Here is a 26084-nt window from a genome sequence, read left to right on the forward strand (position 1 = left end):
ATTGAATTTTTTAGTACAACCAACAATCACAACAAACAAGGAGCGTACTGTGATGACAACGGACAACCCAACTGCAAATAAAAAAATTGCCCTGGTAACAGGTGCGCTAGGTGGTATTGGCACTGCTATTTGTCATGCGCTAATCCAAGCTGGCTATCACATCATTGCAACCTACACCCACAAAGCGGATAGCACGGTCAACCGCGGCGAAGCTTGGTTAAAAGAAGAAGGCATGAATGGCAGCGATTTCACCTTTGTTGAAACCAATCTCACCGACCATGAAGCCGCCACCAAAGCCATTCTTGATGCAATTGAAAAAGCAGGTCACATTGATGTGTTGGTAAATAACGCAGGTATCACCCGTGATACGACTTTCAAAAAAATGACTTATGAGCAATGGTCAGAGGTGATTGATACTAACTTAAAATCACTATTCACGGTCACCCAACCTGTTTTTAACAAAATGCTTGAGCAAAAATCTGGGCGTATTGTCAGTATCAGCTCAATTAATGGCTTAAAAGGTCAGTTTGGTCAGACCAACTACTCAGCCACCAAGGCGGGTATCATCGGCTTTAGTAAAGCGTTGGCACAAGAAGGCGCTAAATCTGGGGTGACCGTTAACGTGGTTGCACCGGGTTATACAGGTACTAAAATGGTGATGGCGGTGCCGGAAAAAGTGATGGAAAGCATCAAAGCAGGCATTCCAATGGGTCGTATCGCCCAACCGGAAGAAATTGCTGCTGCCGTGATGTATTTAGTCAGCGATGGCGCTGCTTATATAACAGGTGAGACCATCAACGTAAACGGCGGTCAATACATGCACTAATGAGCTTGCCATCAAGCTTGCCATTAGCGGTTATAAACTAAATTGGTTATGAACTAAAAAAGACCCGTCATCGTGACTTGGTCTTTTTTGTGGTATGACGACATTGCTGATAACCGTTAACTTGCTGGTAACTTACTTGGCTGTTAATTTTTTTACGCCATCTGCCGTTGCCATCAGCAAGATATCAGCGCGCCGTGCGCTAAATAGCCCATTACACACCACCCCTACGATATTGTTTAATTTTGCTTCAAACGCTGCTACCTTCTCAATGTCCAAGCCGATATCTAAGCCATAAACATCCAAAATCAAATTGCCATAATCGGTGACAAATCCTTCACGGTATACCGGCTCACCGCCAAGCTGAACCAACTCGCGCGCCACATACGAGCGCGCTTGCGGCAATACTTCAATCGGTAGTGGAAAGCCAACGCCTAATTGCTGCACCCATTTGCTTTCATCAACCATGCAAATAAACTGCTTAGAAGCAGCGGCAACAATTTTTTCACGGGTTAAAGCGCCGCCACCGCCTTTGACTAGCTGTAAGTGCTCGTTCACTTCATCAGCACCATCAATATATAAGTCTAACTCGCCCGTGAAATTTAAATCCATCACCTCAATACCGAGCGCTTTGAGCTTATCTTCGGTGACTTTTGAGCTTGCCACAGCGCCCTTTAGGTTAACTTTTGGCAATAATTCAATGAGACAGTTGACGGTACTGCCCGTCCCCACGCCCAAAATCATGCCTGATTCGATATATTTTAACGCGTCTGCTGCCACGGCTTGTTTTTGTTGTTGTTGCGTGCTTGCATTCATCGTACTCATAGACCCAGCCTTGTTAGGAATTTATCAAAAAAACAGATAGAAAACTTAATGCTATCAATTACCCAACTTATTTTACCGTAAAAGCACTTGCAAGCTAAACCCTAAAGTCCTAATCTAATCACTTATTTTTTACTTCTCTAACGATTTGCTGTGTTTTGGTTATGAAAGCACACAGAGGGTAAAAATAAATCTTCAAACGTATTTTTCAAACTTAGGTCATTATTATGTTATCAGATTGGGTACGCCTTATCCTTCAAGCGACCGTGTATGATGCTGCTATTCAAACGCCGCTTGAACCCGCCAAAAAACTCAGTGAACGGTTTAACAACGATATTCGTTTTAAACGTGAAGATTTTCAGCCAGTGTTTTCTTTTAAGCTGCGGGGTGCCTACAATCGAATTAGCCAGTTGAGCGATGTAGACAAAGCCAAAGGCGTGATTTGTGCCTCTGCCGGCAACCACGCGCAAGGCGTTGCCTTCTCGGCTAGCCGCTTGGGACTCAATAACATTATCGTGATGCCGACCACCACCCCCGATATCAAAGTCAGTGCCGTCAAGTCATTGGGCGGTAATGTGGTGCTATATGGCGATAGTTTTGATGAATCTAACCGCTATGCGATTGAACGCGCCCAAACCGATGGCTTGACCTTTATCCCGCCGTATGACGATGAACTGGTCATCGCAGGTCAAGGTACCATTGCCATGGAGCTAGTACAACAATGGCGTAAAATGGAATATGTGTTTGTTGCCGTTGGTGGCGGTGGCTTAATTTCAGGTGTCGCGGCGTTTTTGGGGGAAGTCGCACCGCATGTCAAAGTCGTGGCGGTCGAGCCAGAAGAAGCAGCCTGTTTAAAAATTGCTTTAGCCACTAACGAACGCAAACGTCTGCCCCAAGTGGGGTTGTTTGTCGATGGGGTGGCAGTCGCGCAGCTGGGTGAAATACCGTTTGACGTCTGCCGTATGCCAAAAAGCGATAACTCAGGTCCCGTGGTCGAGCCTGATGTGGTCACTTGTAGCAATGATGAAGTGTGTGCGGCAATTAAAGACGTGTATGATGAAACCCGCACCATCGTCGAGCCTGCAGGCGCGTTGGCAGTCGCGGGTATGAAAAAATACATCGAAGATCATAATCTACAGGGCAAGAACTGTGTGGCGATTTTATGTGGTGCCAACATGAATTTTGACCGGTTACGCTATATCGCTGAACGTACCGAAATTGGTGAGAAAAAAGAAGCGATTTTTGGGGTGACCATTCCTGAGCGCACAGGCGCCTTTTTGGATTTTTGCCGCTCACTTAAAGGTCGCAACATCACCGAATTTAACTACCGCATCAACACCAACCCCAACTACGCCCATCACGCTGCCAATATTTTTGTCGGTATCGCCCTCAAAGAAGGGGAAAAAGAGCGCAAAGCAATCCACCAGTTACTCAATGAAGCCGATGATGCCGCGATTGATTTGACCGATGATGAAGTTGCCAAGACCCATATTCGCTATTTAATCGGCGGACACGCGGGATTAAAAGACGAGCAATTATTTCGCATCGAATTTCCCGAGCGTCCTGGCGCGCTGCTCAACTTCCTTGAAAAATTGGGCTCACAGTTTAACATTTCTTTATTCCACTATCGCAATCATGGGGCGGCTGAAGGGCGTATCTTAGCGGGCATTCAAATGGGTGAGCAAACCGCCGAGCAATTACTTGCTAAGCTGCAAGACATTGGCTATGAGTGCGAAAACCTCACCGATAACTTGGGCTATCGCTTATTTTTACAATAGTTTTTTAATGATTTGGATAAAAAGGGTGTCATCGTGGCACCTTTTTTTGTGCCAAGTTTTTTATGCCAAGCTATGCACAAAATTCACTAAATTTCAGCACAGTACATAGCAAAAATAGCCATTTTCTGCTAATCTCAATACTTAAAACTTTATAATTTACCTGATAAATTAATTAAAAAATTCTGCTATAAGACAATTACTATGTCATCAAAAAAACGTTTTTTAAAACTTGCGGGTATGACTGCCAGTATCGCAGGGAAAGCAGCCAAAAATTCTATTAAGTCTTTTGCAGGCTCTGAAGAAGATAAACTCACAGCCCGTAGCGAAATGCTGCAAACCGTAGGGCTGCAAATCGCCGACACCTTAGGCGAAATGAAAGGCGCGGTAATGAAAGTCGGTCAAATTGCCTCGCAGTATAAAGATGTGTTTCCCCCTGAAGTCTCAAAAGCGCTGGAGAAATTACAAAAAGACGCGCCGCCCATGCCGTTTGCCGTCATCAAACAGCAGGTGGAAAAAGAATTGGGGCAACCGATTGAGGCGTTGTTTGCCCAGTTTGATCAATCACCCTTTGCGGCAGCCTCTATCGGTCAAGTCCATAAAGCGGTGTTGCCAACCGGTGAAGCAGTCGTAGTCAAAGTGCAATACCCCGACGTTGATACCAGTATCGATAGTGACTTAAAACACGTTCGCTTGGCGCTTAAGATAACTGGCGTGCTCAATATGGATAAAACCTTGCAAGATAAAATCTTTGCAGAAATCCGTGATAGCCTGTATGACGAGCTTGACTACACCAAAGAAGCCCATAATTTGGCAATTTTTGGCAGTTTTCACAGTGAGGATGATGGGCTGATTATCCCCAAAGTTTTTCATAGCCATTCGACCAAACGGATTTTAACCCTATCACAAGAACTGGGTGAAAAGCTTGAAGTGGCTGCCACTTGGGACAATGACATCAAACAAAAAATCGCCACTCGCCTATTTGATTTTAGTGCCGGTCAATTGTTCAAACTGTATCGTCTGCATTGTGACCCCCATCCCGGTAACTTTGCGTTTCGCCCTGATGGCTCGGTCATTGCCTATGACTTTGGTGGTATCAAATCTTACAGCCATGACGAAGTTGCGTTATTTAAACGCTTTGCAATCCATTGCTTAAGCGGTGATGTCACAGCGCTTGAGCAAGATTTGGTCAGCATTGGCATCAAAAAAGACAATGATGAACCACTGCCCACAGACTTTTATAACGATTGGTTGCAGATTGGTTTGACCCCGTATGGTTTTACGCAATTGTTTGATTTATCCAAACACGCGCCTTACGACTTTGCCACCAGCCAGACCCATTTTCAAGCAATTGCCAAAGCAAAAGAGTCGCTTAAATACTGGCAAAGCTTTCAACCTGCCCCACTTACCATGATGCTTGATAGAACCATTTCTGGACAGTATTGGAACTTGGTCAATTTAAAAGTAAAAATTGATTTAAGTGAGTTGATACACCGCTACATTGATTTGCCGACATTGCCACGACCTGATGATTCGTCTCGCCCTTAGGTTTGATTTTAACTTTCAATAACATTTCCTGCGATAACATAGGCGCAACCCCCTATCAAAAATCGGGGTTGCTCGTTTATAATAGCGCACGCAAAATTTTGAAAACCAGATTGTTACGTTAGATAGTTAGATAAAGGATACACTCATGGCCGGACATTCCAAGTGGGCAAACATCAAACACCGTAAAGCCAAACAAGATGCGGCAAAAGGTAAAGTCTTTACCAAAATCATTCGTGAGCTGGTCTCTGCTGCCAAACAAGGCGACCCAGACCCAGCGAGTAACCCACGTTTGCGTGCGGCGGTGGAAAAAGCCAACTCAGTTAATATGACCAAAGACACGGTAAAGCGGGCGATTGAACGTGGTGCAGGCGGCGGTGATAATGACAACATGCAAGAAATCACCTATGAAGGCTATGGCTTGGGCGGTGTTGCGGTGATTGTCGAGACCATGACGGATAACCTCAACCGTACTGTTGGCGAAGTGCGTCACGCTTTTAGCAAAAATGGTGGCAACTTGGGTACATCAGGCTCAGTGGCTTATATGTTTAGCAAACGCGGTGAAATTACCTTTGATGATGTTTCGCTAGAAGACACCATCATGGAAGTCGCGCTTGAAGCAGGGGCAACCGATATTGAAAATAACGGTGATAGCATCACAGTGGTCACTGAGCCAGAGAATTTCGGTGACGTGATGGATGCCTTAGAAAAAGCCGGTTTAAAATCCGACAACGCAGAAGTGACCATGTCCCCTTCAACCATGGCAGATGTCACTGATGTCGAAGACGCTAAAAAAATCATGAAAATGATTGATATGCTAGAAGATTTGGACGATGTGCAAGAAGTCTATACCAACGTCAACTTTACTGATGATGTCATGGAACAACTTGATGATTAAATGAAATTTTTCAGTATAAAAAAGGCTAAATGTAGATTTAGCCTTTTTTATTGAGCAATTTGTAGCAGTGTCGTGGTGGGATATAAGGTTAAAAACACTCGATCAAACTCACTACCGTGATGCAAGGCTTCACTTGTATCAAAAGTTAATACGCCCTTTTCTTGCTGTTCATTGGTATGAATCAATAACCAGATTTCATCCAACGCTCTTTTTTTGTGGTACGCTTGGACTTTATGCGCTTTTTTGCTCATCACCGCATCAATATCACTTTGATTGATGTAGGAATCAATCGGTAAATCTTCGTTTTCATCTGCCATATCGGTAAAAAACGCACTGGGTAACCAACGCATGGTTTTGGCAATACCGTTTTGTAATTTACTACTGAGCGTAGGATGTGGTAAATCACTCGATGGCTCGATAAATTGCTGCGATATACTCGAAATGTTACGGTTATCAATCTTTTGCCAATTGACCCAATTGGCCCAATTAGCCTTGATACCTACTATCTCGCCCGCACCATTAAACCGCGTTGGTGTAAATTTGGTTGACACCTGTAGCAGCGACTGCCAGTACCAACGTTTTAACATTAAATTGTCATTACCGAGTCTATCGCGTAGTCTTGGCAAAGTGGTTAATTCGATACCAATTTTATATTCACCTTTGTCACAATAAAAAATACAGGTAAAATCAGGCTCATTACCATCATCCGTACCCGAGATGGTTTTGGCAGGATGTAAATGCAGCATGGCTAAAAAATGTACCAGATACACCCATTCACGCTGGCGTTTGAGCTGATTTTGCGACATCCGTATGATGCTTGGCGAATTTTTTTTGCTACTTGCCATTCAGCTACCTGCCATTCATTAATTACCTGATTAGCTTATTCAATGGCTCAGTCTAATTTACCTATTCTAAGTTACCCAGCCTATTGTTTCTTTGACTAAAAATATATCAAAAAAATTTTACTTACTTCAACACCTCAGCTTATCAGGTCAATACGTCAAATGCATGACAATAATTTGGACAGTTTTAAAAGCTGTGTGTGTTTTTAGTAACTTACCTAATTATTATGACGTTTAGCCTTGTATTTTAAGCTACTAACCTTATATAATTAACAGTTCATTTGGGGATGTTCTGGCTTCGACGCTGGTAATGAAACTCAATGATGCATGTCGAGTGAGTATGTCCACTCGTAAATAAAATATACATTTTAAACTAGTCGCAAACGACGAAACTTACGCTCTAGCAGCCTAAGGGCTGCTTGGGACGGCACAGATTGCCATTGGTCTGGTTGCTCTCCTTGAAGCGAACGCACGATGGATAGCTTAAATTGTTGTCTCGCCAATTTGAGCAAAACTTAAGAGGCTCGTGGTTGGCATCCTGACTGTCGGTTCGCCAACCATTAAAGCCATAGACAGAATCTAAACATGTAGAGTCATGGGCGTAGTGCTGGCGGACGCGGGTTCAACTCCCGCCATCTCCACCATATGTAAAAAAGAGAATGCAATAACTTGCATTCTCTTTTTTTTGCATTTTTTATATCCAATTAGCGACTCAAGATAGCATTTTTACACAAAATCAACAGGTTAGAAAAACTAGCCGATATAGTTACACAACTTATATGTTTAGCAAAATATATCCGATATTAAAGATTTTGTTTACAATAAATTGTTTGAAATAACATAACTTTGTAATTAGAATACACATCCCTTAAGTGATATTAAACAATATTACTTTGTTTTTAATATGTAAATCACGGGAAATGCCCCTTGATACCTTTAAGTAGTCAGATTATTGACCGCTTTAATTGATAAAAGGAACATCCGATGAAATATATCATTGCCAGTTTGTTTGTTACTACTTTAGTCACCCAGCAAGCCAACGCTGCTGTTGTTTCATGGTATGGTGGCAAGCATCATGGTCGCACCACGGCATCTGGCGAGAAATTCAATCAACATGCACTGACTGCAGCTAGCAACGTGCACAAATTAGGTAGCCGGCTCAAAGTTACCAACAAAGCCAACGGCAAAAGTGTAGTGGTACGCGTGACTGACACAGGCGGGTTCGGCAAATATGGCCGTACGCTAGATTTGTCAAAAGGTGCTTTTAGCAGAATTGCTAATCTTTCAAACGGCCTTGCTAAAGTCGATATCGTTAGATTATAGCGTTATTTTTATTAATGTATTTTACCGTAAAAAAGGGCGCTATTGATTGATAGCGCCCTTCATGTTTTATCACTTAAAAAATTTAATCCTCTAAAAAACGCGTATCATTCGACCATTGCTGCATTTTGATACTTTCATCCAAGTATTGCTCGATAGCCGGCAAGTTAAACCCGTCGTTTTCACTGATAAAGCTAATACTCATGCCTTTATTGCCTGCCCTACCGGTGCGACCGATACGATGAACGTAATCATCAGGACTGTCTGGCAGCGTATAATTGACCACACAAGCCACATCATCCACATGAATACCTCGCCCTGCGACATCCGTAGCCACTAAAATATTGGCATCGCCTTGACGAAATTGTGCCAAATACTTCTCGCGTTTGGCCTGTATGACATCCCCTGACAATATCACTACTTTATACTGACGATTAAGTTTGTCATACAGGCGTTTGACTTGGTCTTTACGATTGGCAAAGACAATGATTTTATTGGGAGAAATTTTTTCAATAATTTGCTGTAACGCCGCCAGCTTATCCGATTCCATCAAGGTAAAAAACAGCTGCTCGATGTTTTGACTGGTTTTCTGCTCGGGCGCAATTTCTACAAAAATAGGCTGATATAACCAGCGATAAGCCAGATTCATCACATCTTGGTTAAAAGTAGCGGAAAAAAGCAGGGTTTGCCGATGCGTATTGGCGGGCATCATACGAATCAACCGTTTGATATCAGGTATAAATCCCATATCCAACATTCTATCCGCTTCATCTAATACCAAAATTTCAAGACGATCGAGATACACATGGTGCTGAAAGCAAAAATCAATTAAACGACCTGGGGTGGCGATGATGATATCGACAAACTTTTGATGAAGCTGCTTTGATTGCGTGTCATAGTCTGTGCCACCGAGCAAACAAACAGTATGCAGCTTGGTAAACTTGGTGAGTTCAAGGCAATCTTGATAAATTTGTTGAGCCAGTTCTCGAGTCGGCGCGAGCACCAGCGCACGGGTTTCACCCAAAAAACGATCGCCATCAACCTCAGGGTTTAGAGGATTATTCAGCAATTCATTGATGATGGTGAGTAAAAACGTTGCTGTCTTACCTGTACCCGTTTGCGCCTGACCAATGGCGTCTTGCCCAGCAAGTGTATTGGGCAATATCTGCGCTTGGATAGGGGTCAGCGTTTGATAGCCTAGTTGGTCAATCGCTTGTTTGAGCGCTGGATGAAGGGGTAATTGTGAGAAAGTTTGAAACACAGAGATTTAACCTATTTTGACCAATCAATCATTGGCTATGAGAAACAACAAAAACCAAGTTAATGACATCAACTTGGTTTGCAAAAAGGTCAAAAATAATACTTCAACCCCTTTTTGGCTCAACTTATTCGACTTTGGTAACTTCTTCAGCTTGAAGACCTTTTTGACCTTCAACCACGATGAATTCAACTTTTTGACCATCTTGAAGTGAACGGTAGCCGTCACCTTGAATCGCGCGGAAATGAACGAAAATATCTTCACCGCTATTACGCTGAATAAATCCAAAACCTTTTGAATCATTAAACCATTTTACAATGCCTTGTTCACGAACTGACATATTATAACTTCCTTTAACACTATTAATGGTAGGTTTTTAAAGTAGTTTTTTAACCAAGACTAGTTAAGCCTATTTAAGTTTAACTACTCACTACCTACACCTGCTAAATTATGTACTAGTTAAGCGTTTGTAATAGTTTGTTAAAACATTTCTCTACAATGTCGCTTACATAGTAAATTGTTCTTATAGCAATCATAGCATGGGTGTTTTACAAAAAAAAGTAATTTCGTAAGAATTGGTTATTTTTTTAAACAGCGATTTTTTAGCCTTATTTAACGGTTTACGATAATAAAACTGCAGGGTTTGCTACTAAAATTGCCAACTATTTTAGCGTCGGTTTGCACACATTGTATCGGCTTATCTTTAGCCTTATCTTTAGCTTGTATCTCATCGGCGCCAATAAGTTGCCTGATAACTTCCTCACCCAATTCATCTAGCACATCATGCTTTAATTCTTTTATTAATTGCTTATCGGCATTCTGATGGGTTTTGATGGCACATTCTTTAAGTCGCCATAGTAGGTTTCGTAAAACTGCTTGATTGACTGCAGGCTTTTGATTCAACCATTGATATTCATGGAATGAAAAAAAGCGCGAAGCAACCTGATGACTAATTGCGCTGTCTTCAACATCAATGCCGATATTGGCATAGGGCGAAATCAATACTGCGGCATGTTGGCGGCTATGGCTAAAACTGACATACCAAATGTAACCATTAGCGGTTATAAAATGATAAGGAAAGTTTGCCTCCATTAACTCGCCTGTCACATTGAGCGCTTGCTGTAGGTTTTTTAGCAATTGACGACAAGACATCGACCCTGCTTTATGGGTTAATAAGGTAGTCTGTTCACCCAAATTATGGTGAATATCAATAGCCACCCAGCTATGGTTTTCGATTGGATAAAGCTGCATCGGTTATGGTAGTGCCTTATGGTATAAGCAAATTTAACGATAGCTTAAAGTATTAAAGTATTAAAGTATTAAAGTATTTTTTTATACCAAGGTTGATTGGCTTTCTTCTTTTGTGCTTCCGCAATCGCTTTACGTTTTTTTTGATACAGTACATTATTACTGATGAGAGTGATAGCGCGAGTGTCTTGCGCGATGACTTCCCCTAAGACGTTTTCAACACTTACAGTAATGGTATAAGGGTTAGGATCGAGCGTGGTAGTTGCAATAGTATAGCTAGTGTCTTTTATGGTCGCTAAGGTTTGGTTATTGAGTTGATAGACGATTCTATCCCCTGTTTTTAAACTCGGCGTCAAAGCAACGCTAACCTCAATTGGTTGACTTCCCCGTCGCAGCGTTTGCCCGGCTTCAGGCGATACAATGTTTAATACATAATCGCCCTGCTGGCTCGCTGAGATGGATTGGGTGGATAAGCGATCAGTTAAGCTATCACCTAAACTATCAGGCAAACGATTGTCAGTAGCCGTACTCGCTGCATTATCAACTTCATTGTTCAAGCTAGTGGATGTCGTTGCCGGTTGAGTCGTCGTCGAAGATACTTGTGATTGGGTAGGCAATTTATCTAATACGCTGATACTCTTGCTGTTTTTATTGTATTGATAAGCGGTATTAATATTATCAGTATATACCACTTGACCCTCTGAGGTGGTCGTCTTGTACACTTCAGCATGACTTAACTGTGACAACAATAACACGACAGCCGTGAGTATCAAGCTATACCGTAAATCGCTATTATTATTGGTACTATATTTTGTCAAAATCATTTAAGCCTTCCCCTCAAAACCCATTATTGTGCATATTTTAGCAAGCTTGATAATCAATCCCTAAATAATTTTGCCTATTAAACTAAAAATTTCACATAAAAAAACCCAACTTAATGTGAAGTTGGGTTTTTTGAAAAGCGAACTTATTAGCAGCTGTAGTACATATCAAATTCGATTGGATGAACTGATACGTTGTAACGCTCTACTTCTTCTTTTTTCAAGGCAATGTAAGCGTCAAGCATTTCTTTGGTAAATACGCCACCTTTGGTTAAGAATTCATGGTCGTCTTCTAACGCTTTAAGCGCAACTTCCAAGTTCTCCGCAACTGTTGGGATCAATGCTTCTTCTTCTGGTGGAAGGTCGTACAAGTTTTTGTCTGCGGCTTCACCTGGATGGATTTTGTTTTGGATACCATCAAGCGCTGCCATCAACAATGCGGCAAAGCAAAGGTAAGGGTTGGCTGCTGGGTCTGGGAAACGTGCTTCGATACGTTTGCCTTTCGGGCTTGCCACGTATGGAATACGAATTGACGCTGAGCGGTTACGCGCTGAATAAGCCAGTTTAATAGGCGCTTCGTAATGCGGTACTAGGCGTTTGTAGCTGTTGGTTGATGGGTTGGTAATGGCATTTAATGCACGAGCATGTTTGATAATCCCACCGATTGCGTATAAAGCAGTTTCTGACAGCCCTGCGTATTCATCACCGGCAAAGGTGTTTTTGCCATCTTTTTGGATTGACAAGTGAACGTGCATACCTGAACCATTATCACCAACCATTGGTTTTGGCATAAAGGTCGCGGTCTTACCATATTCGTGTGCAACGTTGTGTACTGCATATTTGAACTGTTGTACTTCGTCTGCTTTACGAACTAGCGTGTTAAAGGATACACCGATTTCTAGCTGGCAAGAGGCAACTTCATGGTGATGGACTTCAACACGACCTTCACCCATAATCGCTTCTACCGCGGCACACATATCAGCGCGCATATCTTGTGAGCTATCAACGGGTGGTACTGGGAAGTAACCGCCTTTGACGCGTGGACGGTGCGCATAGTTACCGCCTTCCATTTCTTTATCGGTTGACCAAGCGGCTTCATCAGCTGAGATGGTGTGACGGGCGCCTGACATGTCGATTGACCATTTTACATCATCAAATACGAAAAATTCTGGCTCTGGACCAAAGAATGCGGTATCACCGATACCCGTTGATTTTAGGTATTCTTCGGCACGTCGCGCGATTGAACGTGGGTCACGGTCATAACCTTGCATGGTTGATGGCTCGATAACGTCACAGGTCACAACAACTGTCGTTTCACGAAAGAAAGGATCGACAAATGCTGTATCAGCATCTGGCATCAAAATCATATCTGACGCTTCAATGCCTTTCCAACCAGCAATTGATGAACCATCAAACATTTTACCTTCTTCAAAAATGTCTTCGTCCATGCTGTCAGCTGGATAGCTTACATGTTGCTCTTTACCTTTAGTGTCGGTAAAGCGAAAATCTACCCACTTTGCTTCGCTAGATTTGATTAAATCTAAAAATTTATTCGACATTGCTCGTTTCCTTTTACTTACGCAAAAAATGATTAAAAAAACGTTACGCCACTTTATACTCTTTTCGGTGCTGTGACAAGAGATAAACAAAGTGGTGCTTGTTGAATTTAAACTTTCAAGTTATGTGCCAACTTTTGCGCTATCATGCCAAACATTAAATTTTTATATATAATTCAATTAGTTATTTAAGCAGTGATTGGATTATAAAGTTGCCTCACGTTACTATCCTTCTATCTAGCCGTCAAATGGCTATGCGGCTGCAAGAATTGCACTATTTTAATTAGAACTTCATTAATATTCACTTTTATGGTGCATAAAATATGTGTTTAACTATTTTAGTGAAAATCATTAACATTGCTTTCTGCTACTCTGTTTCACTTATTCGGTTTCAGTCACTTGTAGAATGGTTGTGATAAAATACTTGATTAAAATAATGGTGAAGTTTTTTCATCGGCTAACCATCGTCCAATAATTACATGATAGGGTTTCTGGATTGCTACTTTTTATTGATAACTACGACAGTTTTACCTACAACTTGGTGCAGTATTTTGAGCAATTGGGACAACCCGTTGAAGTCTGGCGCAATGATGCTTGCAGCAGTGAAGACATCATTCGTTTAAATCCTGATTATTTGGTCATTGGTCCCGGACCTTGCACGCCAAGCGATGCGGGCAATACGTTGAGTTTTATCAAAGACTGTGCCGGCATTATTCCTATATTAGGCGTTTGCTTGGGTCATCAAGCCATTGGGCAAGCATTTGGCGCCAATATCATTCGATGCCCAACGATTATGCATGGGCGGGTGTCGCAAGTTTTTCATCACCATCAAGGGATTTTTGCCGGACTTCCCTCACCTTTTAACGCCACTCGCTATCATTCTTTAGCGATTGCGACAGACAGTTTACCTGCTTGCCTAGAGGTTACCGCATGGTGTGATGATATTTACCCAAATAATTCTCTGCCGTCCCCTACTGTGATGGGCATTCGGCATCAAACATTACCGATTGAAGGGGTGCAGTTCCATCCAGAATCTATTTTGAGTGAGCATGGCTATACGATTTTGAAAAATTTTTTAGCTAACTATGAAGACTATTAAAACTATCAAAACGCTAACCCTTAGACTGGGGTAATTGAGTTTTGCGGGTTAAAGTTTGGCTTTAAAACTTGGCTTTAAAACCTGGCTTTGTTATAGTATACTAGTACAATGATATATAAAGTGTAAGCCATAAAACTCATACGAGACTGACATGACCCATACTGTAACGCCTTATCTTGGTGACATTACCACGGCTATTGAAAACAACCAACCATTAACCCCAGAGCAAACCCAACTACTACTTACCACCGCGCTGGATCGTGCCATCAATACCATTGACCTGACCTATGCAGAAATGCGCGGCGTCATGCTAGCCATCATGCAAGGTCAATGCCCCGATGCCATGATGGGCGCGCTGCTCACCGCGCTGCGTATGAAAGGTGAAAGCATTGAAGAAATCACCGCCGCCGCCCAAGTAATGCGGGAGCTTGCGATTAAAGTGGATTTGTCGGATGTGCCCAATGTCGTCGACATTGTGGGTACAGGGGGCGATGGCGCAAATTTGTTTAATGTATCTACCGCCGCTACTATGGTCGCAGCAGTAGCTGGCTGTCATGTCGCCAAGCATGGTAATGGCGGCGTTTCCGGCAAATCGGGCAGTTCCGATTTGCTGCAGCAAGCGGGTATTAATTTGGCGTTAAATACCGAGCAGATTACCCAGTCGATTAAAACCCATGGTATTGGTTTTTTGTTTGCGCCCAATCACCATGTGGCAATGAAACATGCGATGCCCATTCGCCGTACCCTAAAAACGCGCACGGTGTTTAATATTTTGGGACCTTTAACCAACCCAGCGGGCGTCAAAAATGCCATGATTGGGGTATTTAATCCTTCACTGTGCGAACCGCTTGCCAATGTGTTCAAAAATCTTGGCGCCGAGCATGTGCTAGTCGTCGGCTCAGTGGATAACCTTGATGAAATCTCATTGGCGACTTATACCCATGTGGCTGAACTTAAAGATGGCAAAGTCAGCGTATATGATATCGAACCTGAAGATGTTGGTATCGAATCGCAAACGCTTAAAGGCTTAATCATTGACAGTCCAGCACAAAGCCTAGCGCTCATCCGCGAAGCACTGGCTAACAATCCCAATAAAACCCCCATCGCCAAAAAAGCAGCGGATATGATTGCCTTAAACGCTGGTGCGACCATCTATGTAGCAGGTAAAGCAGATACCATAAAACAAGGCGTAGCCATAGCACAAGATATCATCAGCAGTGGCAAAGCCTTGCAAAAAATGGCAGCATTAGCAAGCTTTACTCAGCAATTCACCTCTCATTAAATTTTTGGAAAAACCATGCCTCATCAAGCAGTCCCCTCGGTATTACAAAAAATTGTCGACACCAAACGTCAAGAACTAGCCAAAGCCAAACAACAACAATCTTGGCACGACCTTGAGCAAATTGCCGCAACGAACCGCCAAGACATCCGTGATTTTGCCGGCAGTTTGCGCAAAGCGGGTATCCGTGTCATTGCGGAAGTCAAAAAAGCCTCGCCATCCAAAGGCATCATCGCCCCTAATTTCGATGCTGTCGCCACCGCAGTCGGCTATGAACAAGCGGGTGCCGCTTGCCTATCGGTATTGACGGACACGGATTATTTCCAAGGCTCGGATGCGTATTTATTGCAAGTGCGCCAAGCGGTAAGCCTACCTGTGCTACGCAAAGATTTTATGATTGAGCCGTATCACATTTTGCAATCACGTGCGCTTGGGGCAGATTGCATTTTGCTGATTATGGCGTGTTTATCGGATGCGCAAGTCGCTGAGCTGCATGAATTGGCGTTAAAACTTGGCATGAGTGTACTTATTGAGTGTCATGATGAAATAGAAGTCGAACGTGCGTTACGCTTGCCCGCCCATCGTCAAAACGTGTATGGCGTAAACAATCGCAATCTACATAACTTTGATGTGAGTTTGGACACTACCCTACGCCTAAAAACACTGTTTCCACAAGATAGCTTACTGGTGACAGAAAGCGGGATTCATTCGGCAGAGGATGTAAAATTGATGCTGGGCCATGACATCTATGCGTTTTTGATTGGTGAGCAGTTTATGAAAACGGGTGATGCAGGTAGTACTTTAGCAAAGTTATTGGCACAATCACAACAAAATGCGTAAAATAGCCAAGTTAAATAATTGATGTTAGGGCGTTTCATCGATAAACGCCCTATTTTTTATACCGATTTATAGAGTTATTGTATGGCAAATTTATTTTCTAAAGAAATGCAAGACCAGTTAAAGCAGCTTAAAGCTGAACTAGGTAAAGGTCGCAGCCAAACTAAAGAAACCGATGAAAACGGCAAACCGACTGAAACCGTGGGTTTATTGAGCAAGCAACAAGTCGCCAAACAAGTTAAAAAATATAATAGCGAACATCTTGATGATGATAAATTGCTATTTATGCAAGCCATGTCAGGCGTGCAGCCAATCAAAGATAAAAACTTGGCGGATAAAAACAACGCTGGCAATAAGCTTGATGCGACGACGCTAGCCAAACGCGCGGCGGCAGTCGGTGGTGACGATGATAGCGGGCATGTATTGTCTGATATGCAAGCGCTGCTCAACCCCGTCTCTGGCGATGCTTATTTAAGTTATAAAACCGCAACGCTACAAAACAAAGTGTTTAATGAGCTCAAACAAGGCAAGATTCGCTGGTATGATGCCGTAGATTTACACGGTGCCACCATTGAAGAGGCCCGTGAAGCCATGAGTCAGTTGATTTTGCAGGCTCAAAAAAACAATGAAAATTGCGTGAAAATCATTCATGGTAAAGGCATTGATAGTATCTTAAAAACCTGCGTCAATGGTTGGTTGCGTCAGATTCCTGAAGTGCTTGCTTTTTGCTCAGCCCCTGCGGCGCAAGGTGGCAATGGTGCAGTGTTGGTGTTACTCAAAAAACGTGAAAAAGCCAATCGCGACCAATAACCATTGTACGGCTATTTTGACTATAGGTTAAATTTTATAAAATCATGCATAAAACAAACGATGCATGATTTTTTTAACGAGATTTTTTAATTGTTAATAGTTTATTCTTAGTTTTTGTTTATAATAGGCTCTTTTTTTTCATGGATTAAATGCTCTGCATTAATCTACTCTCAACTGGCTAAAAACAGCGCCCATTTGTCTTTTGACAGCTGACTGTTTTTAACACCACTGGGTATAGGAGAAAGGTAGCTTTGAACAATACCCCCACTGCGACTAATTCGCCCGCTAAATTGCAACGTCATTTAGCCCTTTGGCACATTATCATTATTGGTTTGGCGTATATTCAGCCCATGACCGTATTTGATACCTTTGGCTTGGTTTCTGAAGCCAGTCATCAGCACGTTCCAACATCTTATATTATTGCATTGATCGCTATTTTGCTTACCTCGCTAAGTTACGGTAGCATGATTCGTCGTTATCCTTCAGCAGGTTCGGCATATACCTATGCGCAAAAATCGATTCATCCCAATGTCGGGTTTATGGTGGGTTGGTCTTCTTGGTTGGATTATTTATTGTCACCTTTGGTGAATATTATCCTAGCGGTGATTTATCTTGAAGCGCTGTTCCCTGATGTCAACAAATGGATTTGGGTATTTATTCTGACGGGATTTATGACCTGGATTAACGTGCATGGCTCCAAAGTCGTGGCTTATTTTAATAGTTGGATTGTGTTTATTCAGCTATTGATTATCGGTGTATTTACGTGGTTGGTGTATAGCAAATTGATGGCGGGCACCAATGCGGACGGCACTATCAATGCTGCAGCTTACCAATTATGGAGCTTAAAGCCGTTTTGGAGTGATATTGCTAACATGACGGCACTCATCAGTGGTGCAACCATTTTATGTTTCTCTTTCACAGGCTTTGACTCACTAAGCTCATTGGCAGAAGAAACCAAAGATGTGCAAAAAACCCTACCAAAAGCAATTTTCTTGACCGCATTGATTGCAGGTATTGTGTTTATCATTAGCACTTACTTTATGCAGATTTATTTCCCACAAACCCCTGACAAATATTTCCCAGATGTGGCTGCTACCCAGCCAGATATTTTAATGTTGGTGGGTGGTTCTGCGTTTCAAGCCGCCGTATTGGGCTTTGCAATTGTCACGGTGATGGCGTCAGGTATTTCTGCACATGCGGGTGTCTCTCGTTTGATGTATGTGATGGGGCGTGATGGGGTCATTAATAAACGTATTTTTGGTCATATTCATCCAAAATACTTGACCCCAACCTACAATATCTATATCGCGGGTGTGATTGCCTTAACCGCGGGTTTTATTGAGTTTGATGTCATCGCGCATTTGATTAGTTTTGGGGCGTTGACGGCCTTTAGTTTTGTTAACTTATCCGTGATTGCGACCTACATCATCCGTGAAAAACGCTACCACAGTGCCTATGATTTGTTGATGTATTTGATTGTGCCGCTGCTTGGCTTTATCAGTGTTGCGCTGATGTGGAAAGAAAGTGAGCCCATCGCCATCAAAATGGGTTTAAGCTGGGCAGTAATCGGTCTTATCTATTTGGCGTTTAAAACCGGTGGCTTTAAGCGTCATCCACCGATGCACAATGAACATGAATAATGGTTAACGTGGTGAAAAGGTCAGATACGATTCTGACCTTTTTTATGTCTGTGGCTTTTGGGAAAACGGCATGTTAGAAATTTTATATCAAGATGAACACTGTGTGGCAGTCAATAAGCCTGCGGGTATGCTTGTCCATCGAAGCTGGCTTGACCGTCATGAAACCGAGTTTGTGATGCAGACCCTGCGCGATCAATTGGCTCAATATGTTTATCCGATTCATCGCTTAGACCGACCGACGTCGGGGGTGTTACTGTTTGCTTTATCGAGCGAATCAGCGCGGCAACTGTGTGAGCAATTTGAAAACAGGCAAGTGCAAAAATCTTACTTAGCCATCGTGCGCGGATATTTGACAGTTAATGCACAGACATCTGGGCTGATTGATTACCCACTCGCACAAATGTTGGATAAAATTGGCGATAAACCAAGTTTGCAGGCGCTACAACAAAGAAAGGTTAGTTCGACAGACATGTTTGATGAAGTCCTTAGCAGCCCTGCTGAATTAACCTTACTGCAACCTGCGCAAACGCATTGGCAATGCTTGGCAACAACTGAGCAGCCGTTTCAAGCGCGCGCACGCTATCCCACTTCACGCTTTAGCCTGGCTAGATTGACGCCCATTACTGGACGAAAACACCAACTACGTCGCCACATGAAGCATGTGTTTCATCCAATTATTGGCGATACCAGTTATGGCGATCATCACCAAAATCGTGCCATCCGTCAACACATCGGCGTACATCGATTGATGTTACATGCGCATACCTTGGCTTTTAATAGACTGACCGACAATCGGCGTGTTGATATCACTGCACCCGTGGATACAGATTGGTTAACGATGTGTGCGCAGTTTGGCTTTCATTTGCCTTAATAGTTTGCGATATCATTATTTGGCGACATCATTTACGCCACCAAGTAATCACTCACTTTACTGCCGATGGTCGCAAATGTTGCGCCAATGCCTGCACCCACCAACACATCGGTGGGATAATGTAACCCAAGCACCAAGCGCGATAATGCCACCAGCATCGTAAATGGCAGCAACACCCATAACATCATCGGCAGTTGATGACCTATCATGATGGTAAACAATACCGCTTGCAGTGTATGCCCTGATGGAAAACTAAATATATCTAAAGGCCGTTCACCTAAAGTAATGGTCTGGTGTACTTGGTAAGGGCGTGGACGTACTGTATGCACTTTTAGATACTTATACAGCAAATAACCGCAAAAACTGCTGAGTAACACCACACACACTTTCACAGCGACGATACTAGCGACCAGTCCTTGTGAGAATAACGCTACTAACATCACTACCGTCGATAGCGCCCAAAACCAACCATCGCCTAAGCGGCTGATGGTTTTGAAAAACTGCGCAAAAAACTTCAATTGCGACAGCAAATTTACCCATAAACATAAGCGAGTATCCCATTGCAGCACGCGCTTTTGCAAATGATATAATTTAGGTTTACTGTGCAAAAATTGATAATAATTGCGCATTAAATTGGGTAAGTTTTCGACAGAGCTAACAGAGGTACAGGTGAGTTCTGAATTGGCAAGTGACAGTTTGGATTGTTTTATGGGTTGATTCATGGATTGATTGATGGGGTGATTCATGGCGCCATCCTTTTTTTGCCTATTTGAACCTCACGTTTTGGAGAAAAACGCGGCAGATTCAGCGGGTCTTGGGGTTGGGTGACTATTTTGGGTTGAGTGGCTACTTTGGAGTGAATGACTATATCGTGGCTGTTTTTTTGCCCCGACAGTCGGGTGAACTGACTCAGGTGTGAGGGCGATTGTTAAATCCGCGAGCGGATGTTGAGCCATTGATTGAGAAGACAAAATGGTTGGCGTCACTGTGCTGGCTGTTAGGGTGTTCGTCTGAATTGATAGCACTTCATAAAACATGGTCAACATTTCTTGGGCAGGTTTTTGCCAAGAAAAAGCAGCCACCTTGTGCCTTGCAGCTAGTCGCATCTGATCAAGCTGTTGTTGTTTGGGCAATTCACTAATCATCGCTACAAAGCGTTGTTCTTGCCCAAGCGGTACAGTTTTACCACAACTATCATCCACCAACAGCGCCGCAGCCGCATCATGATAGGCAAAAATTGGTAACCCCGATGCCATCGCTTCGGTGACGACATTACCGAAAGTTTCCACTTGACTAGCAAACACAAAAGCATCGGCACTGGCATAATAACTTGCCAGCGCCTCGCCTGTTTTAAAGCCTGCAAAAATAATGCTTGTATCATTGGCATGCCGTTTAACGAGCGCTTCTTTGTATGGTCCATCACCGACAATCACTAATTTAACATGACGATGCAGCTGCTGTAATTGTAGCGCTTTGAAGCTTTTAATGACGGTATCCATACCTTTTTCAGGGGAAACACGGCTCACACACATTAACACTGTGGTGCCCTCGCCCACGCCCCAACTTTGCCGTAATGCTTGGCTACGTTTGCTCGGTGCATAGCGCGCTGTATCAACGCCACGACCGACTTGGTACAAATGCTTGAAACCAAATTCAGCCAGCTGATGTTGGGTGGTCTGACTTGGAATACACGTGGCATTGCACTGGTTATGAAAACGCTTCATATACGCAAGCAGAGGAACTGAGACAACTTTCCAACCAAAGTATCGGCTAAAATCATGAAACGCGGTGTGATAACCTGAAGAGACTTTAATGCTTTGCTGTTTGCCAGCAATCAACGCCGCAAGCCCCAAAGGACCTTCTGTCACGATATGCACGATATCAGGACGAAGCTTGCGCAGCTGCTTGGTTAAAAATCGGTAACAAGGTAGCCCCATGCGCAGATGCGGGTAATAGGGAATGGGCAAACTTGGCACTTGCAAATCAGTGGTAACAGCCGCAGTATTAAGCCCTGTCATTAGGGTATGTTGTTCGACTTCATCACTTTGTTTGGGGCGAATCAAAGTGATGCGATGACCCATCGATTTGAGTTCGCGCATGATTTGATAAACGCTTGAAGCTACCCCATTGATATCGGGCAACCACGTTTCAGTCACCAAAGCGATATGCAGTGATGGCCTATTGTCATGAAAAGGCGTGCCTGCAACTTGAGTTGAGAGATTCATGTGATTTGCTGACATCGTCTGAGTGTCAGACGAAGCCTGGTACAAATTAGTGTTTACAGTGTTGTCGCTCATAGTATGTTATCAACCATTACAACCGACTGCTTTATTTGACTACAAAAGCCGTTTCGGTAAATTAAATCAATCCTTTGTATGGGTTAAGCTTATAAGCCGCCATTGACAACCTCATGTCAATTTGATAACAGTTTGATGACAATTGCACCGCAGCTATTACAAGTATCGCTACTATCGCCGCTATTACAAGTATCGCAAATAGGGGTCGATTTTGCTAAAATAGCGAGCATATTGCAGCTTTATAGATTAATTTATAGATGGTTAAATGACTGATTTGATAACTACATCGAATAATACCGCTATGCCAAATACTTCGACGCTCGATACACCGATTGTGATGCTAATGACACATGCGCCTAGTCATCCGCTCACCAAACAAGCGCTTGAATGCGCCCAATCGCTATGGGCAAACGATAATAAAACAACCGTTGAGCAAAACCCGTTGACTACTACCGATTTTAAAATTTTCTTATATAGTGATGCGGTGATGCTTGCCAACCGATTAATTTGGCTGCCAGATGATATCGAAAATATGGCAAAAAACTGGCAACACTTTGCTATGAGTCATCATTTAACCATTCAAGTGTGTGTGAGTGCCGCTTTGGCTCGCGGGGTGACAGATGCTGACAATGCGACTAGACATCAGCTACAAGGTGACAATTTAGCAGATGGCTTTGAATTAGTCGGTTTGGGTGAATTAGCCATGCATCTGCACAGTGCAAAAACGGTTTATCAGTTTTAATTGGGATGGGTTTAGCGATAGCGATTAACTATGAAAATTATCATTAATATTCACGCTGACACGTTTTTGCTTTGTCATGAAGCCTTATCAATGGCGTTTGCGCTGGCGGCGTTTGACCACCAAATTCAGCTGACTATCGGTGATGGCATGCTAAACTTACTACTTGATGAGCCCACAGGCAAGCTTGCCCATATGCTGGCATCCCTTGATATGTATGATATGCCGCCCGCTTGGCTGGCGCTAGCAGATTTTAATAGATTAAAAGCGTGGCAAGCGAACCTTTCAGCAGACTTTGATTGGTGTGCTCAAGTAGCGCTAAAGCCAACCACACTACCTTATTTTGATACCGCTTTTGACTTATAAATACCATGACCCAACTTCCCGAACTTGACCAAGACGGTCATTTGATAGCTCATCAAACCTGGACACCCGATATTGCGCAACAATTGGCGAACACGCTGGATGTCACGTTAACCCCTGGGCACTATCAAATCATAGACGCGGTACGTCAATATTATGACTTGTATAGCCATCCACCGACGACCCGTCCTTTAATCAAGTTTTTATCCAAGCAATTGCCCTCATTGGCGATTGATAACACCAAACTGCAAGCCATGTTTAACACAGGTCTTGTCGCGCGTCATGTCAACCGCATTGCAGGGTTGCCCAAACCTGCAAATTGCTTATAAATTTTGAAGTTATTTTGGGTCATAAGGGACGAGATTGTCATAACCGATACTGTGACCGTTATCACCGCCAAACCCCTGCTGACGCCAAACTTCAAATAATGTAATTGCCACGCTGTTAGATAAATTCAAACTGCGAGAGGTCGGCAACATAGGCAAACGCAACCAGTTGTCTTGCCCAATTGCCGCGCGAATTGGCTCGGGTAACCCGGCTGTCTCTGACCCAAATACCAAAGCGATATTTGCCAGTTGCGTAAAATCTTCATCATATAAAGGCTTGCTAAGCTTGGTAGTCAAGGCAACGATTCTTTGTACCCCACTTTGGCTTAGACTGTCCTGCGCATCCTGCCAATTGGCATGGACTTTGACATTTGCCCATTCATGATAATCGAGCCCTGCTCGGCGTAATTTTTTATCTTCTAACTCAAACCCTAACGGCTCAACCAAATGTAGCGTTGCGCCTGTATTGGCGCATAACCGAATAATATTGCCTGTGTTGCTTGGCATTTTGGGTTCAACTAATACTACGTGAATCATGTCGACATCCTTAACCAGATTGAAATAAAAAAACGCTAAATGCGAAGATTAATTTACAAAAAACCTATACTTATTGCGTAAATTTAAGTTTTTTTTACAACTTGATAGTTTTGGTTACATTAACGCTATAGCGACGTTAGACTAACCTGCATTACCATGACTCTACCAAGCATGTTTTACTTTATTTTAACTTCTATGAATCAATAAAGTCGCATGATTTAACCTGGTAGCTAAAAACTGTTAAAAAATAATGGATATATCTGAGGAAATTTAAAATGAAAAAATTAATCGCTGCATCAATCGTTGTTATGTTTGCTGTCACAGGTTGTAATACAATCCAAGGTTTTGGTAAAGACGTATCAAAAACAGGTGGCGCAGTAACCAATACCGCACAAAAAACTGAAAACAAAATCTACCGCACAAATAACTGAAAACAAAATCTAATCGTAGATTCTCTGTTTAAGTAAAAAAACCCATCTCGCTGATGGGTTTTTTATTGCCTATTTTATTGGCTATCGGTTATAACCCTAGTAGGTTATAAAACTAGCCGTTTTTTGGCAAATTTTCAGGTAAATAACAACGTAGATAAGCAATCACCGCTGTAATCGCTTCTTGGCGATAGGTATCGGTAATTTCTTTTTCTGAGCGATAGGCTAAAATAAAAATACCATTAATGATACCGTATGCGACTAACAATTGCTGATGAATGGTTTCTAAAGCCGGCATTTTATAATGCTCAGACAACTTATCATACACCATTTGGGCGAGGCTTTTTTCGATTTCACTACCAAACGCATTGCCCTCAAAATCTGGGGTATTGGTCTCATAAATCAAACGGGCAACCGTTAAATCAGATTGAATAATATCAACGCCTGTCTCAATGACTGTGGTGATATAAGCCTGCCAGCGACTAAATTGTTTGGCATCGACTTTTTCAAGCTTGTTAAAGATTTCTATCGCATTTAAAAAACGTAATGCCAAAAAAATCGCTTCAACGTTTGGGAAGAAGTGATATGCCGAGGCTCTGGGAATGTCCGCTCGTTCACACACATCAGCCAAACTAATCTCACTGACAGGTCGGGTCGCGCTCAATTCTTTGGCAGCGGCTAATAATTTTTGGCGACGCAAACGACCTTGCTGGCTAGTGAACTTGAATTTGTTAGGGACTAAGCGGCGAGCGAGCTCAGAGTCCACCAACACATCCTCAATTTTTTCATCATAAGCGCTTGACATATTTCCTCTCTATCGACTGATTATGAATAAAGCTTAATTTGTGCCCGCACCAATCCATGATCGGTTGGGCGTTGTTCTACAATAAATTTGAGATGATCATTAAAATAATCAACTTGTAATACTTCACCGATGTTAAATTTACTATCAGCTAAAAACTGTTCAGATACCAAAATTTGGTCAAGCACTTCTGGCATACCTTGGTGGATATGGGTGTACGCCACATCTTTGAGCCAGTGCATACGGCTTTGTACCGTAGAGGCATCATACAGCACGATATCCCGCATCGACTTATCATAAAATACTTCGCCCGATTCGCTTAAAAGCTGACAAGTCACACTTTGCATCACATCATTCATATCCCCTAACAAAATCAGCGGATGGTTGTTGTGCGACAGTTTTTCGATGACCACTTGGCGAATGCCTGCCGCTTCCGCTGCCCGCATACAAAGACTGCGCAGCTTGGCGCGGACTCGAATTAGCGGATCATTGCGATCTTCTAAAGGCTCGCCTTGCGCGTTTTCTAAAAACTCAGGGCGTTTACTTTTTAAATGCGCCACAATCACGGTGACCACCATGCCATTTGGCAATCTGATGTCGGCAATCAGCGGGGGACGGTTAAATTGTTGATAAAGCCCAACATCAGGAACGTCCAACAACGCAATCGCAGGCATCTGCGTGAGCAATTGGGTGTTAATAATTTCAAAACGCGATACCAAACCTACGCTAGGGGTGCCAACTGCGCCTCGCCCTTGGGTTAATGGACTATCTGGCTGATTACTGGCTAACGGCACAGTGACATGATAGTCATTGAGACCCGCTGCATGACATAAGTCAATCAGTGCTTGCTCATCCCAAATTTCTTGACAGCCAATGATATCAGCTTGCAATTGCCGAAAGATGGGGGCGAGTGCATTAATCTTTTGTTGATATTGCTGCGGCGTATACACGTCTTGGTTTCGATAAAAAACCCGATTGGGCAGTGCAAAGTTGAGTAGATTTGCCGTAGCGATAACAAATTGATTGTCCACTGTCATATCCTTAATGTTGAGTTACCAGTTATCCCTGCTTGCTTATACCAATATTGTCCAAAAAAATTTCCTGACCTTCATCTTCGTAACTTTTATCATAGTAACTTTTATCATAGT

Annotated in this window: 27 protein-coding genes and 1 other RNA gene; 16 read left to right on the forward strand and 12 right to left on the reverse strand. The window is 42.8% G+C overall.

All coding sequences use genetic code 11. The annotated features are described in order from the left end of the window. Positions 1-52 precede the first annotated feature (52 nt). On the forward strand, positions 53-826 hold the full coding sequence (gene phbB, locus RTL34_RS00390) for an acetoacetyl-CoA reductase (protein WP_050324287.1): 774 nt from the start codon (positions 53-55) through the stop codon (positions 824-826). Between the two features lie 132 nt (positions 827-958). Here the strand turns inward: phbB and rpiA are convergent, their stop codons facing one another. Next, the gene (rpiA, locus tag RTL34_RS00395; RefSeq protein WP_007116871.1) at positions 959-1648 is read right to left on the reverse strand and encodes a ribose-5-phosphate isomerase RpiA; all 690 of its coding nucleotides are present in this window, start codon (positions 1646-1648) and stop codon (positions 959-961) included. 224 nt (positions 1649-1872) lie between these two features. Between rpiA and ilvA the strand changes: the two genes are divergently transcribed. The 3 genes from ilvA to RTL34_RS00410 all read left to right on the forward strand — a co-directional run bounded on the left by ilvA (position 1873) and on the right by RTL34_RS00410 (position 5863). Beyond that, entirely contained in the window at positions 1873-3423 is a 1551-nt protein-coding gene (gene ilvA / locus RTL34_RS00400; protein WP_312113712.1) for a threonine ammonia-lyase, biosynthetic, read from the forward strand. A 201-nt stretch (positions 3424-3624) separates the two neighbouring features. Continuing rightward, the gene (locus RTL34_RS00405) at positions 3625-4968 is read left to right on the forward strand and encodes an ABC1 kinase family protein (protein ID WP_312113714.1); all 1344 of its coding nucleotides are present in this window, start codon (positions 3625-3627) and stop codon (positions 4966-4968) included. A gap of 145 nt (positions 4969-5113) precedes the next feature. Further along, on the forward strand, positions 5114-5863 hold the full coding sequence (locus RTL34_RS00410; RefSeq protein ID WP_060994896.1) for a YebC/PmpR family DNA-binding transcriptional regulator: 750 nt from the start codon (positions 5114-5116) through the stop codon (positions 5861-5863). 47 nt (positions 5864-5910) lie between these two features. Here the strand turns inward: RTL34_RS00410 and RTL34_RS00415 are convergent, their stop codons facing one another. Next, positions 5911-6708: a hypothetical protein gene (locus tag RTL34_RS00415; protein WP_076774216.1), complete on the reverse strand. Its 798-nt coding sequence runs from the start codon at positions 6706-6708 to the stop codon at positions 5911-5913. 280 nt (positions 6709-6988) lie between these two features. On the opposite strand from RTL34_RS00415, the gene ssrA reads away from it, so the two are divergent. Together ssrA and RTL34_RS00425 are read left to right on the forward strand one after the other, a co-directional pair. Next, positions 6989-7349, forward strand: a transfer-messenger RNA (tmRNA) gene (gene ssrA, locus RTL34_RS00420). Positions 7350-7689: 340 nt separating this feature from the next. Then, entirely contained in the window at positions 7690-8028 is a 339-nt protein-coding gene (locus tag RTL34_RS00425) for a septal ring lytic transglycosylase RlpA family protein (RefSeq protein ID WP_065263503.1), read from the forward strand. A gap of 82 nt (positions 8029-8110) precedes the next feature. On the opposite strand, the gene RTL34_RS00430 is transcribed toward RTL34_RS00425, so the two are convergent. The 5 genes from RTL34_RS00430 to glnA all read right to left on the reverse strand — a co-directional run bounded on the left by RTL34_RS00430 (position 8111) and on the right by glnA (position 12911). Then, a complete protein-coding gene (locus RTL34_RS00430; RefSeq protein WP_138019113.1) occupies positions 8111-9292 on the reverse strand; it encodes a DEAD/DEAH box helicase in 1182 nt (393 codons plus the stop codon). 118 nt (positions 9293-9410) lie between these two features. Continuing rightward, complete coding sequence (locus RTL34_RS00435; protein ID WP_007116878.1) at positions 9411-9623, reverse strand: cold shock domain-containing protein; 213 nt, start codon at positions 9621-9623, stop codon at positions 9411-9413. Between the two features lie 272 nt (positions 9624-9895). Next, positions 9896-10534, reverse strand: coding sequence for a 4'-phosphopantetheinyl transferase family protein (locus tag RTL34_RS00440; RefSeq protein WP_312113724.1), 639 nt, complete (start codon positions 10532-10534; stop codon positions 9896-9898). 68 nt (positions 10535-10602) lie between these two features. Beyond that, positions 10603-11355, reverse strand: a complete 753-nt coding sequence (locus RTL34_RS00445; RefSeq protein WP_312113726.1) for a DUF4124 domain-containing protein — start codon at positions 11353-11355, stop codon at positions 10603-10605. Positions 11356-11501: 146 nt separating this feature from the next. Continuing rightward, entirely contained in the window at positions 11502-12911 is a 1410-nt protein-coding gene (glnA, locus tag RTL34_RS00450) for a type I glutamate--ammonia ligase (RefSeq protein WP_065252507.1), read from the reverse strand. Positions 12912-13404: 493 nt separating this feature from the next. On the opposite strand from glnA, the gene RTL34_RS00455 reads away from it, so the two are divergent. From RTL34_RS00455 to RTL34_RS00480, 6 genes are all read left to right on the forward strand, one after another. Continuing rightward, positions 13405-14007, forward strand: coding sequence for an anthranilate synthase component II (locus tag RTL34_RS00455; protein ID WP_312113728.1), 603 nt, complete (start codon positions 13405-13407; stop codon positions 14005-14007). A gap of 151 nt (positions 14008-14158) precedes the next feature. Then, complete coding sequence (gene trpD, locus RTL34_RS00460) at positions 14159-15289, forward strand: anthranilate phosphoribosyltransferase (protein WP_099807886.1); 1131 nt, start codon at positions 14159-14161, stop codon at positions 15287-15289. 15 nt (positions 15290-15304) lie between these two features. Next, positions 15305-16126: an indole-3-glycerol phosphate synthase TrpC gene (gene trpC, locus RTL34_RS00465; RefSeq protein ID WP_095355597.1), complete on the forward strand. Its 822-nt coding sequence runs from the start codon at positions 15305-15307 to the stop codon at positions 16124-16126. An 81-nt stretch (positions 16127-16207) separates the two neighbouring features. Beyond that, positions 16208-16933, forward strand: a complete 726-nt coding sequence (locus tag RTL34_RS00470; RefSeq protein WP_007116885.1) for a Smr/MutS family protein — start codon at positions 16208-16210, stop codon at positions 16931-16933. 251 nt (positions 16934-17184) lie between these two features. Then, positions 17185-18573 (forward strand): APC family permease, encoded by a 1389-nt coding sequence (locus RTL34_RS00475; protein WP_312113734.1) that lies wholly within the window; start codon positions 17185-17187, stop codon positions 18571-18573. 70 nt (positions 18574-18643) lie between these two features. Then, complete coding sequence (locus RTL34_RS00480; RefSeq protein WP_312113736.1) at positions 18644-19444, forward strand: pseudouridine synthase; 801 nt, start codon at positions 18644-18646, stop codon at positions 19442-19444. Between the two features lie 32 nt (positions 19445-19476). Here the strand turns inward: RTL34_RS00480 and RTL34_RS00485 are convergent, their stop codons facing one another. Beyond that, positions 19477-20073: a phosphatase PAP2 family protein gene (locus tag RTL34_RS00485; protein ID WP_312114224.1), complete on the reverse strand. Its 597-nt coding sequence runs from the start codon at positions 20071-20073 to the stop codon at positions 19477-19479. 147 nt (positions 20074-20220) lie between these two features. After that, the gene (locus RTL34_RS00490; protein ID WP_312113738.1) at positions 20221-21669 is read right to left on the reverse strand and encodes a glycosyltransferase family 4 protein; all 1449 of its coding nucleotides are present in this window, start codon (positions 21667-21669) and stop codon (positions 20221-20223) included. Between the two features lie 373 nt (positions 21670-22042). Between RTL34_RS00490 and tusD the strand changes: the two genes are divergently transcribed. Genes tusD through RTL34_RS00505 form a run of 3 tightly spaced genes read left to right on the forward strand, consistent with a single transcriptional unit; the run spans position 22043 to position 23172 of the window. Then, positions 22043-22483: a sulfurtransferase complex subunit TusD gene (gene tusD, locus RTL34_RS00495; RefSeq protein ID WP_409455426.1), complete on the forward strand. Its 441-nt coding sequence runs from the start codon at positions 22043-22045 to the stop codon at positions 22481-22483. A gap of 30 nt (positions 22484-22513) precedes the next feature. After that, complete coding sequence (locus RTL34_RS00500; protein ID WP_060994909.1) at positions 22514-22846, forward strand: hypothetical protein; 333 nt, start codon at positions 22514-22516, stop codon at positions 22844-22846. Between the two features lie 5 nt (positions 22847-22851). Then, positions 22852-23172 carry a TusE/DsrC/DsvC family sulfur relay protein gene (locus tag RTL34_RS00505; RefSeq protein WP_312113743.1) on the forward strand — a complete coding sequence of 107 codons (321 nt, stop codon included), beginning with the start codon at positions 22852-22854 and terminating at the stop codon, positions 23170-23172. 9 nt (positions 23173-23181) lie between these two features. On the opposite strand, the gene RTL34_RS00510 is transcribed toward RTL34_RS00505, so the two are convergent. After that, positions 23182-23706 carry a tRNA (cytidine(34)-2'-O)-methyltransferase gene (locus tag RTL34_RS00510; RefSeq protein ID WP_099807880.1) on the reverse strand — a complete coding sequence of 175 codons (525 nt, stop codon included), beginning with the start codon at positions 23704-23706 and terminating at the stop codon, positions 23182-23184. 275 nt (positions 23707-23981) lie between these two features. On the opposite strand from RTL34_RS00510, the gene RTL34_RS00515 reads away from it, so the two are divergent. Beyond that, positions 23982-24137 carry an entericidin A/B family lipoprotein gene (locus tag RTL34_RS00515; RefSeq protein ID WP_065252497.1) on the forward strand — a complete coding sequence of 52 codons (156 nt, stop codon included), beginning with the start codon at positions 23982-23984 and terminating at the stop codon, positions 24135-24137. Between the two features lie 112 nt (positions 24138-24249). On the opposite strand, the gene RTL34_RS00520 is transcribed toward RTL34_RS00515, so the two are convergent. Next, positions 24250-24939, reverse strand: coding sequence for a TetR/AcrR family transcriptional regulator (locus tag RTL34_RS00520; protein WP_065252496.1), 690 nt, complete (start codon positions 24937-24939; stop codon positions 24250-24252). Between the two features lie 20 nt (positions 24940-24959). After that, complete coding sequence (locus RTL34_RS00525) at positions 24960-25967, reverse strand: endonuclease/exonuclease/phosphatase family protein (protein WP_409455422.1); 1008 nt, start codon at positions 25965-25967, stop codon at positions 24960-24962. Between the last annotated feature and the right edge of the window lie 117 nt (positions 25968-26084).

Source organism: Moraxella sp. CTOTU47915, assembly GCF_031986685.1.
GTDB lineage: Bacteria > Pseudomonadota > Gammaproteobacteria > Pseudomonadales > Moraxellaceae > Faucicola > Faucicola tetraodonis.

Excerpts from the sequence above, each read along its gene's own strand:
- phbB (WP_050324287.1), top strand. The coding sequence starts at position 53 with ATGACAACGGACAACCCAACTGCAAATAAAAAAATTGCCCTGGTAACA.
- rpiA (WP_007116871.1), bottom strand. The coding sequence starts at position 1,648 with ATGAGTACGATGAATGCAAGCACGCAACAACAACAAAAACAAGCCGTG.
- ilvA (WP_312113712.1), top strand. The coding sequence starts at position 1,873 with ATGTTATCAGATTGGGTACGCCTTATCCTTCAAGCGACCGTGTATGAT.
- RTL34_RS00405 (WP_312113714.1), top strand. The coding sequence starts at position 3,625 with ATGTCATCAAAAAAACGTTTTTTAAAACTTGCGGGTATGACTGCCAGT.
- RTL34_RS00410 (WP_060994896.1), top strand. The coding sequence starts at position 5,114 with ATGGCCGGACATTCCAAGTGGGCAAACATCAAACACCGTAAAGCCAAA.
- RTL34_RS00415 (WP_076774216.1), bottom strand. The coding sequence starts at position 6,708 with ATGGCAAGTAGCAAAAAAAATTCGCCAAGCATCATACGGATGTCGCAA.
- RTL34_RS00425 (WP_065263503.1), top strand. The coding sequence starts at position 7,690 with ATGAAATATATCATTGCCAGTTTGTTTGTTACTACTTTAGTCACCCAG.
- RTL34_RS00435 (WP_007116878.1), bottom strand. The coding sequence starts at position 9,623 with ATGTCAGTTCGTGAACAAGGCATTGTAAAATGGTTTAATGATTCAAAA.
- RTL34_RS00440 (WP_312113724.1), bottom strand. The coding sequence starts at position 10,534 with ATGCAGCTTTATCCAATCGAAAACCATAGCTGGGTGGCTATTGATATT.
- RTL34_RS00445 (WP_312113726.1), bottom strand. The coding sequence starts at position 11,355 with ATGATTTTGACAAAATATAGTACCAATAATAATAGCGATTTACGGTAT.
- glnA (WP_065252507.1), bottom strand. The coding sequence starts at position 12,911 with ATGTCGAATAAATTTTTAGATTTAATCAAATCTAGCGAAGCAAAGTGG.
- trpD (WP_099807886.1), top strand. The coding sequence starts at position 14,159 with ATGACCCATACTGTAACGCCTTATCTTGGTGACATTACCACGGCTATT.
- trpC (WP_095355597.1), top strand. The coding sequence starts at position 15,305 with ATGCCTCATCAAGCAGTCCCCTCGGTATTACAAAAAATTGTCGACACC.
- RTL34_RS00470 (WP_007116885.1), top strand. The coding sequence starts at position 16,208 with ATGGCAAATTTATTTTCTAAAGAAATGCAAGACCAGTTAAAGCAGCTT.
- RTL34_RS00480 (WP_312113736.1), top strand. The coding sequence starts at position 18,644 with ATGTTAGAAATTTTATATCAAGATGAACACTGTGTGGCAGTCAATAAG.
- RTL34_RS00485 (WP_312114224.1), bottom strand. The coding sequence starts at position 20,073 with ATGCGCAATTATTATCAATTTTTGCACAGTAAACCTAAATTATATCAT.
- RTL34_RS00490 (WP_312113738.1), bottom strand. The coding sequence starts at position 21,669 with ATGAATCTCTCAACTCAAGTTGCAGGCACGCCTTTTCATGACAATAGG.
- tusD (WP_409455426.1), top strand. The coding sequence starts at position 22,043 with ATGCCAAATACTTCGACGCTCGATACACCGATTGTGATGCTAATGACA.
- RTL34_RS00500 (WP_060994909.1), top strand. The coding sequence starts at position 22,514 with ATGAAAATTATCATTAATATTCACGCTGACACGTTTTTGCTTTGTCAT.
- RTL34_RS00505 (WP_312113743.1), top strand. The coding sequence starts at position 22,852 with ATGACCCAACTTCCCGAACTTGACCAAGACGGTCATTTGATAGCTCAT.
- RTL34_RS00510 (WP_099807880.1), bottom strand. The coding sequence starts at position 23,706 with ATGATTCACGTAGTATTAGTTGAACCCAAAATGCCAAGCAACACAGGC.
- RTL34_RS00515 (WP_065252497.1), top strand. The coding sequence starts at position 23,982 with ATGAAAAAATTAATCGCTGCATCAATCGTTGTTATGTTTGCTGTCACA.
- RTL34_RS00520 (WP_065252496.1), bottom strand. The coding sequence starts at position 24,939 with ATGTCAAGCGCTTATGATGAAAAAATTGAGGATGTGTTGGTGGACTCT.